Below are 13,773 nucleotides of genomic sequence, written 5' to 3' on the forward strand. Positions count from 1 at the left end.
GCCCGGCGGGCGCGATGTCTACAGGTTCCCCATCGGCTCGATGTCGATCTTCACGGGGGTGCCCCAGATGCGCAGCACCTCGTAGTCCGTGAACTCGTGGATCAGGCGGTAGGCCATGCCGGGGCGGGGGGTCTTGCGCTCGGCGGCGAGGTAGCGCTCGGCCTCGATGCGGTCGCGGCGCGGGGTGCCGCAGAGCTGCCACGCCTGGCCGTTCCAGACTTCCGGGAGCCAGCGCTGCTGGGGCTGGGGGCGGTCTTCGCGCAGGCCGTAGCGGGACTTCGTGCGCTCGGGGGCCTCGTCGGGGCCGGGTCCACGGCCGTGCGAGAAGGAGCCGTTCACCTGGGAGCGGCGGGCGGCGCGGCGGCGGGTCTCGCAGAGCAGGCAGAGGTCGGCGGCGGCCTCGTCGACCGGGCCGTTCGGGTGCTCGGAGCAGCGGGTGGTGGGCGCGGCCGTGGTGACCGTCTCGTCGAGCAGGTCGAGGGCCCGCTTCAGGTCCGCCTTGATCTCGTGCAGCTTCGCGTCGGGGGTGTCGGCGTTCAGAGCGTCGCCGTGCTCGCCCAGCACACGCAGGGCGCGGCCGAGAGCGGTGAGCTGTGCGTGGTTCACGGTGTTCGGTTCCCTCCCCGGGCGTTTTCCTGACTCTCCGAAGCGTCGCACACACCACTGACAGTGCCGTCGACAGAGGCAGAGGCAGAGGCAGAGGCACCAGCACTGGCACCGGCCTCAGTACCGGCACCGGCACCGAGGCCGCCTCTCACAGCCGGCCCGAGACCGAAGGCGTACGTCGCCCCGAAGCCGACGGCATACCCGGTCAGCAGCCCGCCTGCGTAGATCGCCGCCGTCATCGCCGGCCCCCCGCTTCCTGCCAGCAGCGGGAACAGCGCCCACCCCGACGGCCCGATCGCCGTCGATCCCACCTTGTCCCCGAGCATCGCGAAGAAGCCGACGAAGGCGCCGCCCGCCGCCCCGCCCGCGCAGGCCGTCAGGAACGGGCGGCCGAGGGGGAGTGAGACGCCGTAGATGAGGGGTTCGCCCACGCCCAGCAGCCCCGCCGGGAGCGCCGACTTGATCGTCGTACGCATGGAGTGGTCGTGGCGGAGGCGGACGTAGACCGCCAGGGCCGCGCCGACCTGGCCCGCGCCCGCCATCGCCAGGATGGGCAGCAGGACCGTGTAGCCCCGCTGCTCGATGAGGGTGGTGTGGATGGGGATGAGGGCCTGGTGCAGGCCGAGCATGACGAGGGGGAGGAAGAGGCCGCCGAGGATCAGGCCCGCGAAGGCGCCGGTGGTGGAGAGGAGCCAGTTCGCGCCGGTGCCGATGGCGGAGGACAGCTCGCCGGCCGCGTACATGAGGGCGTACAGCGTGACCAGGCCGGTGAGCAGGACCGTGAGGGTGGGGGTGAGGAGGACGTCCAGGGCCTCCGGGACCCAGCTGCGGCACCACTTCTCGACGTACGTGCCCAGGAGCGCGGCGGCCAGTGCGCCGAGTACGCCGCCCTGGCCCGGTGCCAGCGTCATCCCGAACGCCGTCACCTTCGCGACTCCCGCGTACACGATGACCGCCGCCACCGCGCCGCCCAGGATCGGGGTGCCGCCGAACTCCTTCGCCGTGTTGTAGCCGACGAAGACGGCGATCAGCGCCATGAAGCCGGAGGCGATGGCGGCGAGGGCGGGGGTGATCGCGTCCAGCCGGCCCAGGTTGATCAGCAGGCCGTTGAGGCCCGCGATGATTCCGCAGCCGATGAGGGCGGGGATCAGGGGGACGAAGATGTTCGCGACGCGGCGCAGCAGGAGTTTGCCGGGGGTGGCGTTGCGCTGCCGTCCCGCTTCCTTCAACTCGGCGCCGCGCGAGGCCAGTTCGTCGGCGGTCGTTGCAGCTGATGCCGTCGTCGTCAGCAGTGCCTCGAACTCCGGGGTCACGCGGGCGACCGTGCCCGGGCCCAGGACGATCTGGTACGTCTCGTCGTCCGTGACCAGGCCGAGTACGGCGGGGAGGGCTTGCAGGGCCTCGTCCTGGACCAGGGTCCGGTCCCGCAGGCCCACGCGCAGGCGGGTCATGCAGTGGGCCACGGAGGTGATGTTCGCGGGGCCGCCGAGGAGGGGGAGCAGGGCGGCCGCGGTGGCGGTGGGGTCGTTCGGAGTGCGCACTCCCCGAGGGTGCTGGTCAGCGGGGCGCCGCCGCGAGCGCCGCGCGCAAGTGGCCGTGGCTCTCCTCCAGAAGGCGGGCGGCGGTCGGCCCGTCGACGCCGCCCAGGATGGTGAGGATCGCGTTCTTCACCTCGCCGTCCGTGGCGGCGAGGGCCTGCTCGATCTCCTCGTCCGTGGCGCCCGTCGCGAGCGCGACGATGCGGCGGGAGCGGGCGCGGAGCTTCTCGTTCGAGGCGCGTACGTCGACCATCAGGTTCCCGTACGTCTTGCCGAGGCGGATCATCGTGATCGTCGAGAGCATGTTCAGGACCAGCTTCTGGGCCGTGCCCGCCTTCAGGCGTGTCGAGCCCGTGAGCAGCTCCGGGCCGACGACGACCTCGATGCCGTGGTCGGCTGCCGCTGCCAGCGCGCTGTCCGCGTTGCAGGACAGGCCGATCGTCAACGCGCCCTGTGCGCGGGCGTGTTCGACGGCGCCGATGGCGTACGGGGTGCGTCCTGAGGCGGAGACGCCGACCACCGTGTCGTCGGAGGTCAGCGCGAGTTCCGTGAGGTCCCGCGCGGCCAGCTCCTTGGAGTCCTCGGCCCCCTCGATCGACGTGACCATCGCGCTCGGGCCGCCCGCGATCAGGCCCACGACCTCGGACGGGGCGGTGTTGAACGTGGGCGGGCACTCGGACGCGTCCAGGACACCGAGGCGGCCCGCGGTGCCCGCGCCCGCGTAGATCAGGCGCCCGCCGCGGGACATCCGCTCCGCGATGTCGTCGATCGCGGCGGCGATGAGCGGAAGCCGCGCGGCGACGGCCGTCGGGACGGTCGCGTCCTCGCCGTTCATGAGCCGGGCGATCTCAACCGTCGGCAACTGATCGATCTCGGCCAGCTCGGGCCGGAACGCCTCGGTGGTGAGCGTCTCCAACTCGGCACGCAGGTCACGGTAGTTGGCGTTGGAGGTCATGGCGGGCTGCTCTTTTCGACGCGGGGTGGTAAGGCGCCCCGTCAGGGGCGCGGGGAACTGCGCGGCCAGCCACAGACGGCCCGCAGCGCTCCAACGGCATCAAGTCTCCCGGCCCAGCTAGCGCGAGCGCCCCCGCGGACTGTGCCGGTGCGCCAACGCCTCGTACGACGCCGACAAGGCCGGCGCAGCCGTCGCGTACGTCCGCTGGGCGACCCCCACGAACAGACAGTCCACCACCAGCAGCTGGCTGGTGCGTGACGACATGGCCGCAGGTCGCAGCTCGCTCTCGCGGGCCGTCGAGGTGGTGAGGATGTGGTCCGCGTACTGCGTCACGGGCCCGTCCGGGCGGCCGGTGATCGCGACCGTCGTCGCACCGTGTTCGAAGGCGACCCGGAGAGGTTCGATGACGTCGCCGGTCGAGCCGGAGTGGGTGATGGATATCGCCACGTCCTTGGCGCGCAGCTGCACCGCGTTGGTGACGGCGAGGTGCGGGTCGCTGTGCGCGTGGGCTATGAGCCCGATGCGGAGCAGCTTCTGCGCGAGGTCCTGGGCGACGAGACCGGACGCGCCCTGCCCGTAGATGTCGATACGGCGGGCGGCGGCGAGCGCGGTGACCGCCGCGCTGAGCTGGGCCATGTCGAGCCCGGCCGCGGTGTCGGCGAGGGTCTGCTGCTCGTCGTACGCGAGCTTGGCGACCACGTCGGCGATGGGGTCGTCGACCGCGATGTCCGCGGTGACTGCGGGCGCGCGGCCCGACTGCTGCTGGGCGGCGAGCCCGGCGAGCGCGAGGCGCAGGTCGCGGTAGCCGGGGTAGCCGAGGAGGCGGGCGGTGCGGACCACCGTCGCCTCGCTGGTACCGGTGAGTTCGGCCAGGCCGGTGACCGTGAGGGCCGCGCAGCCCGCCGGGTCGGCGGCGACGGCCTCCGCGACCCGCTGCATGGAGCGTGTCATCGACGGGGCGAGCGTCCGCACCTTGGCCGCGAGGGCGGCCGGGGCGGGCGGCGCCTCACCGGCGAAAATTTCCTTCACGTCACGGGTCACAACTGAAAGATATTTTCCGTTGGGGCATACGGTCAAGGGTGCGCACAATAGGTGCATGAACCCCATCAGCGGCCCCGTCAGCCCCTTGGAGCAGGCGTTGCACGCGGCTCGCGCCCTCGTCCTCGCCGATCTCGCCGCGCGCGAGGTCGCGGACGCCGACGTGGTCTCGCTCGTCGAGGAGTCGGTGGTGCAGCGCCGCTGGTGGGTCGAGCAGTGGCCCGAGGGCGTGGAGTACGTGGCCGGGCTCGTCGCCCAGGACGTACAGGACGGCCTCCTCGAACGGCACGGGCGCTGGCCGCTGTGCCCCGTCTGCGAATCCGGCGACCCGCACGCCCTGGAGGTCGAGCCCGAGCTCGGTCCCGACCCGCACTGGGTGTGCCACCAGGCAGGCGTGAAGGTGGCCTCGGTGGGGACGCTGGGGGCGGCCGGCGGGACCCCGCCCTCGTGACCGTCTACATCGATCCGCCCACCTGGCCGGGCCACGGCCGCCTGTGGTCCCACCTGATCAGCGACGTCTCGTACGACGAACTGCACGCCTTCGCCGAGGAGTTGGGTGCCCCGCGCCGCGCCTTCGAGCGCGACCACTACGACATCCCCTCGCACCGGTACGAGGACGCGGTGCGCGCGGGCGCGGTGCAGGTCAGCAGCCGCGAGGTGGTGCGGCTGCTGTACGGGGCGGGGTTGCGCAGGGCCAAGAGGTGGGCAGGGCCGAGGAGTTCGTAGCTTCGGTCGGCGCCCGGACGCGAGCAGTCAGCTCCGCAGCTCGTACGCGAACTGCTCACCGTCCTCGCTCACCCGTGTGAACCCGGCGCGTGAAATGACGCCCTGGGAAGGGATGTTGTCCCGGTCGACGGCCGCGAACAGCACCTTCACGTCGTCGTGCGCGAGCGCCCGGCCGGCCAGGGTGCGCAGGGCCTCGGTCGCGTAGCCGTTGCCACGGGCCTTCTCCGCCAGGTCGTAGCCGACCTCGGCGCGGCCCTCCTCGTCCGGGGTGCCGTGGAAGCCCATGCCGCCGACCGCGCGGCCGTCCTCGGTGCGTACGAGGACGAAGAGGCCCCACTCGGGGCGGTGCACCCCGGCCTCGTACGCCTTCACGACCATCCCGGCGGCCTCCCGCGTGCCCTCGAAGGGGCCGCCCTCGACCCACGCGAAGCCGCCCGTGCCGCCTGCCCGCAGATCGGCGGCGGCCGCCGGAGTGACTCCCTGGAGCGTGAGCCGCTCGGACCCGATCACCAGGTTGTTGCTCCAGCGCCACTCGGTGACCGGGGCGCGGCCAGGCAGTTCGCCGCGGCCGGTCGCCCAGAGCAGGGTGCGCCAGTGGTCCGGGCCGGGCCTGACGTGCGGGAAGATCCGGGTCAGTACGTCCTCGCAGAGCGCGGCCGCGGGCTCGTACGGGACGCCGAGGCCCTCGGCGATGTCGTGCGTGTGCAGCAGGACTTCGGCGACGCCCATCGCGGCGAAGCCCTCGCGGTTCGCGCTGCGGAAGGGGTACGGGTGGAAGGCGCGCACCTCGCGGGGTGTCGTGCGGACGGTGGCGGCGAGCAGGGCGCCGGTCGTCTCGATCACGTCGACGACGCCCGCGTTGTCGGTGCCGTCCTCCATGGTGATGTCGAACGGGACGTACGCCTTGGTGGCGCGCCCCGCCAGCTGCCCCGCGTACGCGATGAGATCGGAGCAGATGTGCACGGCGGTCTCGCGGCAACTCCACGCCAGGCGGCCCGCCTTGACCCCGTCCCAGTCCCGCCCGCTCAACGTCCGCAGCAGCGCCGCACTGCCCGCCACGGCCTCCGACACCTGGTCCCCACCCATGTCTCCCATGGGGTGAGGGTAGGCGCGACCGCGGTCGCGTACGTACCCGATTTTTCAGCCGGGGGCGCTGCCGAGCCGTGTCAGCTCCGTCCGCAGGTTCTCGCGGGCCCGCCGCTCCCACTCCCGCTCGCCGTACGGCGTTCTGAACAGTCTCGGCAGGTCGAGCAGCTGGCGCAGGATCGCCGCTCTGCCCTCGCGGAACGCCTCGGCGGGGACGAAGGCGTACTCCTCGCGGACGGCCGTCGTATAGGCCGCGTACGCCGGTGGGGACGCGGCCAGGATCGCCAGGTCGGCGTCGCAGAGGACCTGGCCGTTGCGGTCGTCGTCCGCGGGGGCGTGGGTGACGGTGAGGCGGACCAGGCGGGCCACCTCCGCGGTGTCGGGGTCGGAAAGACCGGCTTCGGGGAGGGCGCGTTCGGCCAGGTGGGCCGAGCGTTCCTCGTTCTCGGAGCGGTCCGGGAGGTAGACGGCGTCGTGGAACCAGGCGGCCAGGCGTACCAGGTCGGGGGTGTCCGCGTACTTCTCCAGTGCGTCGATGTGGTCGAGGACCGCTGTGAGGTGGGTGAGGGTGTGGTAGCGGCGCTGGGGCTCCTGCCAGCGGGTGAGGAGGTTGTCCGCGTAGGGGGTGGGGTCGGGGGTTTGTTCGCCGGGGGAGCGGGCGCCTTCCAGGGCGTGGGTCCAGCGGGTGCGGAGGGTGTCGAGGTCGGGCATGGGGTCATTGTGCGGGTGCCGGGTGGGCTGGGGTGGGGTTTGTTCGCCCCCTCCGCCCCTTCCCGTCCCGTTCCTGGGGGCTGCGCCCCCAGACCCCCCTTTCGCGCTTCGCGCTCGTCCTCAAACGCCGGACGGGCTGGAACCTCCCCGGAGGGGCTGAAGAACCGATCTCGCGTACGCTTTGATTGGACTAGACCTGTAGCCGCCCAAGGGAAGAGGTCCGATGAGTAAGCGTAGGCGCGCAGTCCTGGAGGTGATCGCCCTCGGTGTGGAGGACGCGGTCGCCGCTGAGGCCGGAGGCGCGGACCGCCTTGAGCTGGTCACCGACATGGCCGCGGACGGGCTCACCCCGGACGTGGAGACCTTCGCCGGGATCCGGGCCGCCGTCGACGTCTCGCTGCGCGTGATGCTGCGGCTCGCGGACGGCTTCGCGGCCGGTGATGTGGACGCGCTGGTACGCGTCGCCGGTGAGCTGCGCACCGCGGGGGCCGACGAGTTCGTGCTCGGGTTCCTCGACGAGCACGGCGGCGTGGACCTGACCGCCGTGGAGCGGATCGTCGCCGAACTGGACGGCTGCCGCTGGACCTTCCACCGCGCGATCGACCGCGCCGCCGACCGCGACGCCCTGCGCAAGCAGCTCGCGGACCTGCCCGGCCTCGACGCCTACCTGACCGCCGGCTCCCCCGACGGCGTCGACGACGGCCTGCCCACCCTCCTCGTCGAGGCCGCGCGCCGCGGTGAACCCGGCTACGAGCCGCAGATCATGGTGGGCGGCGGGCTGCGCCTCGACCACGTGCCGCAGCTGCGCGCCGCGGGCATCGACGCCTTCCACATCGGCGGCGCCGCCCGGCCCGGCGGCTGGACCGGGCCGGTCTCGGCGGAGGCGGTAGGGGAGTGGCGGCGGGTCCTGGACGCGTAGCCGGGCCCTAGGTGTGCTGTCCGGTCCTAACCCAGTTGGGCCGGCAGTGGTGCCGCGTGTGTCACGGTCAGGCCCGAGACCGCTCGGGTCAGGGCGACGTACAGGCGGCGCAGGCCGGTGCGTTCGTCGGGTTCGCCGTCGACCACGGCCTGCGGTTCGTCGAGGACCACGTAGTCGTACTCGAGACCCTTGGCCAGCGAGGCCGGCACGAGGGTCAGGCGGGTGTCGAGGGTCGTCTCCTCGCCCGGAGCGAGGTAGGTGATCCCGGCCTCCGTCAGCGCCTCGGCCAGGGCCGGGATCCGGGCGTCCGCGGCGATCAGCCCTGTCGAGCCCTCGTTGCGGAGCAACTCCTCGCAGGCGGCGACCACTTCACCGGTCGCCGTGATCGGGCGTACGTCGAAGAAGCCCGGGTTCTCGCGCACCGACGCCACCGGCGTCAGCCCGGGCGCGATGTGCGGCAGCAGCCTGGACGCGTACGTGATGACGTCGGTGGGGACGCGGAAACCGGCCGTCAGCTCCTCGATGACGGCCTCACCCTTGCCGAGATGACCGAGCGCCTCGGCCCAACTCCGCGTCGCCCAGGGCGTGGTGCCCTGCGCCAGGTCGCCGAGCACGGTCGCCGAACCGGTCGTGCAGCGCCGCCCCACCGCCCGATACTGCATGGGGGAGAGGTCCTGCGCCTCGTCGAGGACGACATGCCCGAGCGAGTGCGTCCGCTGGACGAGGTCGGTGGCCTCGTCGATCAGCACGGCGTCGGCCGGGGCCCACTTGGCGGCCTTCACGGACCGCGCCGGCTTCTGCCAGAGGATCTCCTTCTGCTCGTCCTCGTCGAGGATTCCCGCCGCGTGTACGGCGAGGAAGTCCGCGTCGCAGAGCAGCCGGAGGACCAGCTTGGCGGGGTCGACGGGCGGCCAGATCGCCTTGACCGCGGCCTTCACGGCGGCGTTGCGGGCGACCGCGTCCTGCACCCGGTCGTCCGGCGCCTCGCCCGAGCGCTCCATCTGGACCAGCACCACATGCGCGATCCGCTGCGGAAGCGCCTCGCGGGCGGCGCCGTACCGGATGTCGCGGTCCAGCAACTCCCGGACGATCTCCTCCAGTTCGTACGCGGGGACGCGCCAGCGCCGCGAGCCACGTACGACCATGACCGGCTCGGTCGGCAGGGTCACATGCGAGCGGACGGCCCTGCGCAGCACCTCCGCCATCCGGGCGTCGCCCTTGATGACCGCGGCGGTGGCGCCGTCCGTGCCCCGGACCTCCACATGGGCGACGAGGTCGTCGACCGTCGCCTGCTTGACCTCCAACTCGCCCAGGGCGGGGAGCACTTGCTCGATGTAGTGCAGGAAGGACCTGTTCGGCCCGATGACGAGGGTGCCGGTGCGGGCGAGCCGCTCGCGGTGGGCGTACAGCAGATACGCGACACGGTGCAGGCCCACGGCCGTCTTGCCGGTGCCGGGACCGCCCTGCACGCAGACGGAGCCGGACAGTCCCGCCCGTACGATCTCGTCCTGCTCCGGCTGGATGGTCGCCACGATGTCGCGCATCGGGCCGACGCGCGGGCGCTCGATCTCCTGCTGGAGCAGCTTGCTGGTGGCCGCGGTCTCGGTGGGGTCGGAGAGGTGCTCGTCCTCGTACGCGGTGAGGTCCCCGCCGGTGTAACCGAAGCGGCGCCTGAGCCCGACGTCCATCGGATCCCGCTTCGAGGCCCGGTAGAACGGCTGCGACACCGGCGCGCGCCAGTCGATGACCATCGGATCGCCGTCGGCGTCGTGGACGTGCCGCCGCCCGATGTAGAAGCGCTCGCCCTCCGCGCCCTCCGCCTTGTCGGCGCCCGGAGCGTGCAGGTAGTCGAGCCGCCCGAAGAACAGCGGGGTGTGGCTGAGGTCGGCGAGGGCCTTGATGCGCTCGTCGATCTGGTGCTGGAGGACCGCCGCGTTCACCCAGTTCGCGGTGACGTCCTTGATGTCGAGGTTCTCGACGTCCTCGCGCATCGCGCGCAGGGCGGCACGCGAGTCACCGAGGTGGGCGCGCTCGCGGGACAGGGGGTCGTCGGTGTGGAGCGGATGGTCGGACGGGCTGGACAAGGGGGTGCCTCCGGGAGACCTGCGGTGTGGGTGATTCCTGGATGCCGTCCGGTTTCCGTCCGGCCGGCGGCGCTCCGTGCGGGGAGGCGGGCAAGAGCGGAGATTCTAGGCGAGCGGGGGATGCCGGGGCCAACCCTTTTTTACGCGGCTCAGCACGCCCGTTCTGCGCGGCTCAGCGGTACGCCCGTTCTACGCGGCCTCAGGGGTACGCCCGTAGGAGCCCTAGGGGTCGGGGTCCGTCGTGAGGCGTACGAGGGGCGGCCCGCAGGTGTACGAAGGGGCCGCCGGGGTTCGGTCCGGGGGGTGACGCCATTCGGGACCGCGAGTTCCACCATGGATACATGAGCGCAGCTACCTTCACCCCAGGCCCTGTCCGCACCGGCGCGACCGCCGCCTCCGGAACCCACCAGCGCCACCGCGTCGGCGACGCCCTGCGCGCCGTCAAGGTGTTCGCCGGTGCGGCCCTCAGCGTGGTCCTCCTCGGCGAGTACGGAGAGGAGGCGGGCGTACGGCGACGGTGACCGTATGACCGACCCGCAGCGGTGAGTCGTACACCCGTCCCGCAGCGGTGAGCCGTCCGCCGGGCCGAACTGCCCGGACACTAGGGTCACTCCGTGCTTCAACGGAACGTGATCCGCCGCTCACCCAGTGAAGTCGCCTCCGCGCGAACCCTGCTGATCGTCTCCCTCGCCGCCTTCTCCGCGCTGTGCGTCGTCACGCACGCCCCCATGGCCGACGTACTGGTCTACCGGGCCGAGGGCGCGGCCGTGGCGAACGGCACGGATCTCTACGGGTTCACCGTCACCGAGTGGCGGCTGCCCGCGACGTACCCGCCCTTCGCGGCGCTCCTCTTCGTGCCGACGACCTGGCTCCCCCTCGGCGCCCTCAAGCTGGCCTTCGCCGCCGGGAACGTGGCCCTGCTGGCCGCGCTGGTCCGGCTCTCCTGCCGCCTCGCGGACCTGCCCGCGAGAGCCCCCGCCGTCTGCGCCGCCACCGCGCTCGCCCTCTGGCTCGAACCCGTCTTCCAGACCGTCCTGTTCGGCCAGATCAATCTCGCCCTGGCCGTGCTGATCCTCTGGGACCTGACCCGCCCGACCGGCGCCCGCGGCAAGGGAATCGCGCTCGGCATCGCCGCCGGGGTGAAACTGACGCCGGCCCTCTTCATCGCGTACCTGCTGCTCAGGGGGAGGCGACGGGAGGCGGCCACGGCCGTGTCGGCCTTCGCCGGGACCGTACTGCTCGGTGCGCTCGTACTCCCCGCCGCCAGCGTCGACTTCTTCACCCGGCGGCTGTACGAGACCGGGCGCGTCGGCAAGGTGTGGATCGTCGACAACCAGTCGCTCCAGGGGCTGATCGCCCGCGCACTGGGGGAACGGGAGCCGGGCCTCGCCTGGGCGCTGCCCGCGGTGGCCGTCGCCTGCGCGGGCCTCTGGCTGGCCCGCCGCGCCCCCCAGGACCGCTGGGGCATCCTGATCACCGCCACCACGGCCCTGCTCGTCTGCCCGATCAGCTGGTCGCACCACTGGGTGTGGTGCGTACCGCTGATCGCCGTCCTCTACGCCGAACGCCGCCTCCACCTGGCCGCGGCGGCGACGGTCGTCTTCACGGCCCGTACCCTCTGGCTGGTCCCGCACCAGGGCGACCTGGACCTGCAACTCCCCTGGTGGCAGCAGCTGTTGGCCTCGCCGTACCCCCTGCTGGGACTGGCCCTGCTGGCGGCTCAGCCGTCCTTGTCCGCCGCAAGGAGCTCATCGGCGTCCATGATCCGGTAGGCGTACCCCTGCTCCGCCAGGAACCGCTGCCGGTGGGCGGCGAAGTCCTGGTCGATGGTGTCGCGGGCGACGACGGAGTAGAAGTGCGCCTGGTGGCCGTCGGCCTTCGGCCGCAGCACTCGGCCGAGCCGCTGTGCCTCCTCCTGCCGGGAACCGAAGGTCCCCGACACCTGGATGGCGACGGTCGCCTCGGGCAGGTCGATGGAGAAGTTCGCCACCTTGGACACCACGAGGACGGAGATCTCACCCTCACGGAAGGCGCCGAACAGCTTCTCGCGCTGCGCGTTGCTCGTCTCGCCCTTGATGACGGGCGCGTTCAAGTGCTCGCCCAGCTCGTCGAGTTGGTCGATGTACTGGCCGATCACCAGGATCTGCTGCCCCGCGAACCGCCGTACCAGCGCCTCCGTCACCTTCCGCTTGGTCGCGGTCGTCGCACAGAAGCGGTACTTCTCCTCGGTCTCGGCGGTGGCGTAGGCCAGCCGCTCGGTCTCGGTGAGATTGACGCGGACCTCGACACAGTCGGCGGGCGCGATGTACCCCTGCGCCTCGATCTCCTTCCAGGGCGCGTCGAACCGCTTCGGCCCGATGAGGGAGAACACGTCCGACTCGCGCCCGTCCTCGCGTACGAGGGTGGCCGTCAGACCGAGACGGCGGCGCGCCTGGAGGTCGGCGGTGAACTTGAAGACGGGAGCCGGCAGCAGGTGCACCTCGTCGTAGAGGATGAGTCCCCAGTCGCGGGAGTCGAAGAGCTCCAGGTGCGGGTAGATGCCCTTCCGCTTCGTCGTCAGCACCTGGTACGTCGCGATGGTGACGGGGCGGATCTCCTTGCGCGTACCGCTGTACTCGCCGATCTCCTCCTCGGTCAGCGACGTCCGCTTCACCAGCTCGTGCTTCCACTGCCGGGCGGAGACGGTGTTCGTCACGAGGATGAGGGTGGTGGCCTTCGCCTCGGCCATGGCACCGGCGCCGACCAGGGTCTTGCCGGCCCCGCAGGGGAGTACGACGACCCCGCTGCCGCCGTGCCAGAAGTTCTCCACGGCCTGCCGCTGGTAGGGCCGCAGCGCCCAGCCGGTCTCGTCAAGGTCGATCGCGTGCGCCTCGCCGTCGACGTACCCGGCGAGGTCCTCGGCCGGCCAGCCCAGCTTCAGCAGCGTCTGCTTGATCTGCCCGCGCTCGGAGGGGTGCACGAGGACCGTGTCCGGGTCGATCCGGGCGCCGACCAGCGGCGCGACCCGCTTCGACCGCAGGATCTCCTCGAGGATCGGCCGGTCGGTGGTGGTGAGCACCAGACCGTGCGTGGGGTGCTTGCTGAGGGTGAGCCGCCCGTAGCGGTCCATGGTCTCCGCGATGTCCACCAGCAGCGCGTGCGGCACGGGATAGCGGCTGAACTCGACGAGCGCGTCCACGACCTGCTCGGCGTCGTGCCCGGCCGCCCGCGCGTTCCACAGCCCGAGCGGTGTCACCCGGTAGGTGTGGATGTGCTCGGGCGCCCGCTCCAGCTCGGCGAACGGCGCGATGGCCCGACGGCAGGCGTCGGCCTTCTCGTGGTCGACTTCGAGCAGGAGTGTTTTGTCGCTCTGGACGATGAGAGGTCCGTTCACGCCCGTACCTTTCTGCGCGGCGGCACCCATGCGCGGGTGCTTGGCCAAACGTCCAGTGTGCATCACCGGCGGACGATCGCGGCGGGGCGCAGCTCACAGTGGACGGACCCCGCGTGCAACCCCGGACCCCCGACAACTGTCTTGACCGGCGGAAGCGGCGCAGGCGCGCGGCGCGGTGAGGAGCTCGCGGTGATGTCGGTACGCAGGTGGGGGGCGGGCCTGGGAGCCACGGCGGTGCTGGTGGCGACGGGCGCGTGGGTGCTGTGGCCGAAGGACGTCGACGCCCGCCTGTGGGGCGAGGTACGGCCGGTGATCGAGGCCCGGCTCGCGGCCGACTCGCGGGGCAGCGGGTACGGAGAGACGGTGCCCGGTCTCAGAGCGCGCTGGTTCTGCCGGGCGGAGGCCGTGGACCTCCAGGAGCGCGACGGCCTCGTACGGGCGGGTGTCACCACGCTGTGCATGGAGTACGGGGAGCGCGGCGGCGCCCTGGTGGAGTGCGGCGGTTCCAAATACCCGCAGGTGGTGCGGCTGAAGCGGGAGACGGACGGCGGCTACCGAGTCGTATCGCGGGAGGAACCGCCGGACGGCGCGGGCTACGCGGAGTGGGAGAAGGACCACTTCGGCTTCTTCACCGAATCCGAACTCGACGGCGCCATGTCGGACACGTCCCTGAAAGCCGCTGCCCGCGCCCACTTCGGCCTCCCCGCGGACGCCCGGGTCACGGACTGCTGACCGAT

At 72.1% G+C, this 13,773-nt stretch carries 14 protein-coding genes; 6 read left to right on the plus strand and 8 right to left on the minus strand.

Annotated elements, in window-relative coordinates; all coding sequences use genetic code 11:
* Positions 1-18: 18 nt before the first annotated feature.
* The 4 genes from OG266_RS24380 to OG266_RS24395 all read right to left on the minus strand — a co-directional run bounded on the left by OG266_RS24380 (position 19) and on the right by OG266_RS24395 (position 4,140).
* Positions 19-606: a hypothetical protein gene (locus OG266_RS24380; RefSeq protein ID WP_266459535.1), complete on the minus strand. Its 588-nt coding sequence runs from the start codon at positions 604-606 to the stop codon at positions 19-21.
* Positions 603-2,147, minus strand: a complete 1,545-nt coding sequence (locus tag OG266_RS24385; RefSeq protein ID WP_371548412.1) for a PTS transporter subunit EIIC — start codon at positions 2,145-2,147, stop codon at positions 603-605. Before OG266_RS24385 ends, OG266_RS24380 begins: the two co-directional genes overlap by 4 nt.
* A 16-nt stretch (positions 2,148-2,163) precedes the next feature.
* Complete coding sequence (murQ, locus tag OG266_RS24390) at positions 2,164-3,099, minus strand: N-acetylmuramic acid 6-phosphate etherase (RefSeq protein WP_371548413.1); 936 nt, start codon at positions 3,097-3,099, stop codon at positions 2,164-2,166.
* Between the two features lie 117 nt (positions 3,100-3,216).
* On the minus strand, positions 3,217-4,140 hold the full coding sequence (locus tag OG266_RS24395; RefSeq protein ID WP_266459543.1) for a MurR/RpiR family transcriptional regulator: 924 nt from the start codon (positions 4,138-4,140) through the stop codon (positions 3,217-3,219).
* Between the two features lie 55 nt (positions 4,141-4,195).
* Between OG266_RS24395 and OG266_RS24400 the strand changes: the two genes are divergently transcribed.
* Together OG266_RS24400 and OG266_RS24405 are read left to right on the plus strand one after the other, a co-directional pair.
* Positions 4,196-4,588: a hypothetical protein gene (locus tag OG266_RS24400; protein WP_329546922.1), complete on the plus strand. Its 393-nt coding sequence runs from the start codon at positions 4,196-4,198 to the stop codon at positions 4,586-4,588.
* Positions 4,585-4,863: a DUF4031 domain-containing protein gene (locus OG266_RS24405; RefSeq protein ID WP_266459549.1), complete on the plus strand. Its 279-nt coding sequence runs from the start codon at positions 4,585-4,587 to the stop codon at positions 4,861-4,863. Before OG266_RS24400 ends, OG266_RS24405 begins: the two co-directional genes overlap by 4 nt.
* Positions 4,864-4,890: 27 nt before the next feature.
* Here OG266_RS24405 and OG266_RS24410 read toward each other — a convergent pair whose 3' ends face one another.
* Together OG266_RS24410 and OG266_RS24415 are read right to left on the minus strand one after the other, a co-directional pair.
* Positions 4,891-5,958 carry a GNAT family N-acetyltransferase gene (locus OG266_RS24410; RefSeq protein ID WP_266459552.1) on the minus strand — a complete coding sequence of 356 codons (1,068 nt, stop codon included), beginning with the start codon at positions 5,956-5,958 and terminating at the stop codon, positions 4,891-4,893.
* A 45-nt stretch (positions 5,959-6,003) separates the two neighbouring features.
* Positions 6,004-6,660, minus strand: a complete 657-nt coding sequence (locus tag OG266_RS24415) for a hypothetical protein (protein WP_371548414.1) — start codon at positions 6,658-6,660, stop codon at positions 6,004-6,006.
* A gap of 223 nt (positions 6,661-6,883) precedes the next feature.
* Here OG266_RS24415 and OG266_RS24420 point away from each other — a divergent pair, with 223 nt between their 5' ends.
* Complete coding sequence (locus tag OG266_RS24420) at positions 6,884-7,579, plus strand: copper homeostasis protein CutC (protein ID WP_371548416.1); 696 nt, start codon at positions 6,884-6,886, stop codon at positions 7,577-7,579.
* 26 nt (positions 7,580-7,605) lie between these two features.
* Here the strand turns inward: OG266_RS24420 and OG266_RS24425 are convergent, their stop codons facing one another.
* Positions 7,606-9,663 (minus strand): AAA family ATPase, encoded by a 2,058-nt coding sequence (locus OG266_RS24425; protein ID WP_371548418.1) that lies wholly within the window; start codon positions 9,661-9,663, stop codon positions 7,606-7,608.
* Between the two features lie 341 nt (positions 9,664-10,004).
* Here OG266_RS24425 and OG266_RS24430 point away from each other — a divergent pair, with 341 nt between their 5' ends.
* On the plus strand, positions 10,005-10,184 hold the full coding sequence (locus OG266_RS24430) for a hypothetical protein (RefSeq protein ID WP_371548419.1): 180 nt from the start codon (positions 10,005-10,007) through the stop codon (positions 10,182-10,184).
* Positions 10,185-10,277: 93 nt separating this feature from the next.
* On the plus strand, positions 10,278-11,435 hold the full coding sequence (locus OG266_RS24435) for a glycosyltransferase 87 family protein (RefSeq protein ID WP_371548420.1): 1,158 nt from the start codon (positions 10,278-10,280) through the stop codon (positions 11,433-11,435).
* Here the strand turns inward: OG266_RS24435 and OG266_RS24440 are convergent.
* On the minus strand, positions 11,384-13,036 hold the full coding sequence (locus OG266_RS24440; protein WP_266459563.1) for a DNA repair helicase XPB: 1,653 nt from the start codon (positions 13,034-13,036) through the stop codon (positions 11,384-11,386). The two genes, OG266_RS24435 and OG266_RS24440, sit on opposite strands and share 52 nt — an antisense overlap.
* Before the next feature lie 192 nt (positions 13,037-13,228).
* Between OG266_RS24440 and OG266_RS24445 the strand changes: the two genes are divergently transcribed.
* Positions 13,229-13,768: a hypothetical protein gene (locus OG266_RS24445; RefSeq protein WP_371548421.1), complete on the plus strand. Its 540-nt coding sequence runs from the start codon at positions 13,229-13,231 to the stop codon at positions 13,766-13,768.
* Positions 13,769-13,773: the final 5 nt, after the last annotated feature.

Source organism: Streptomyces sp. NBC_00554 (assembly GCF_041431135.1).
Classification (GTDB): Bacteria; Actinomycetota; Actinomycetes; order Streptomycetales; family Streptomycetaceae; genus Streptomyces.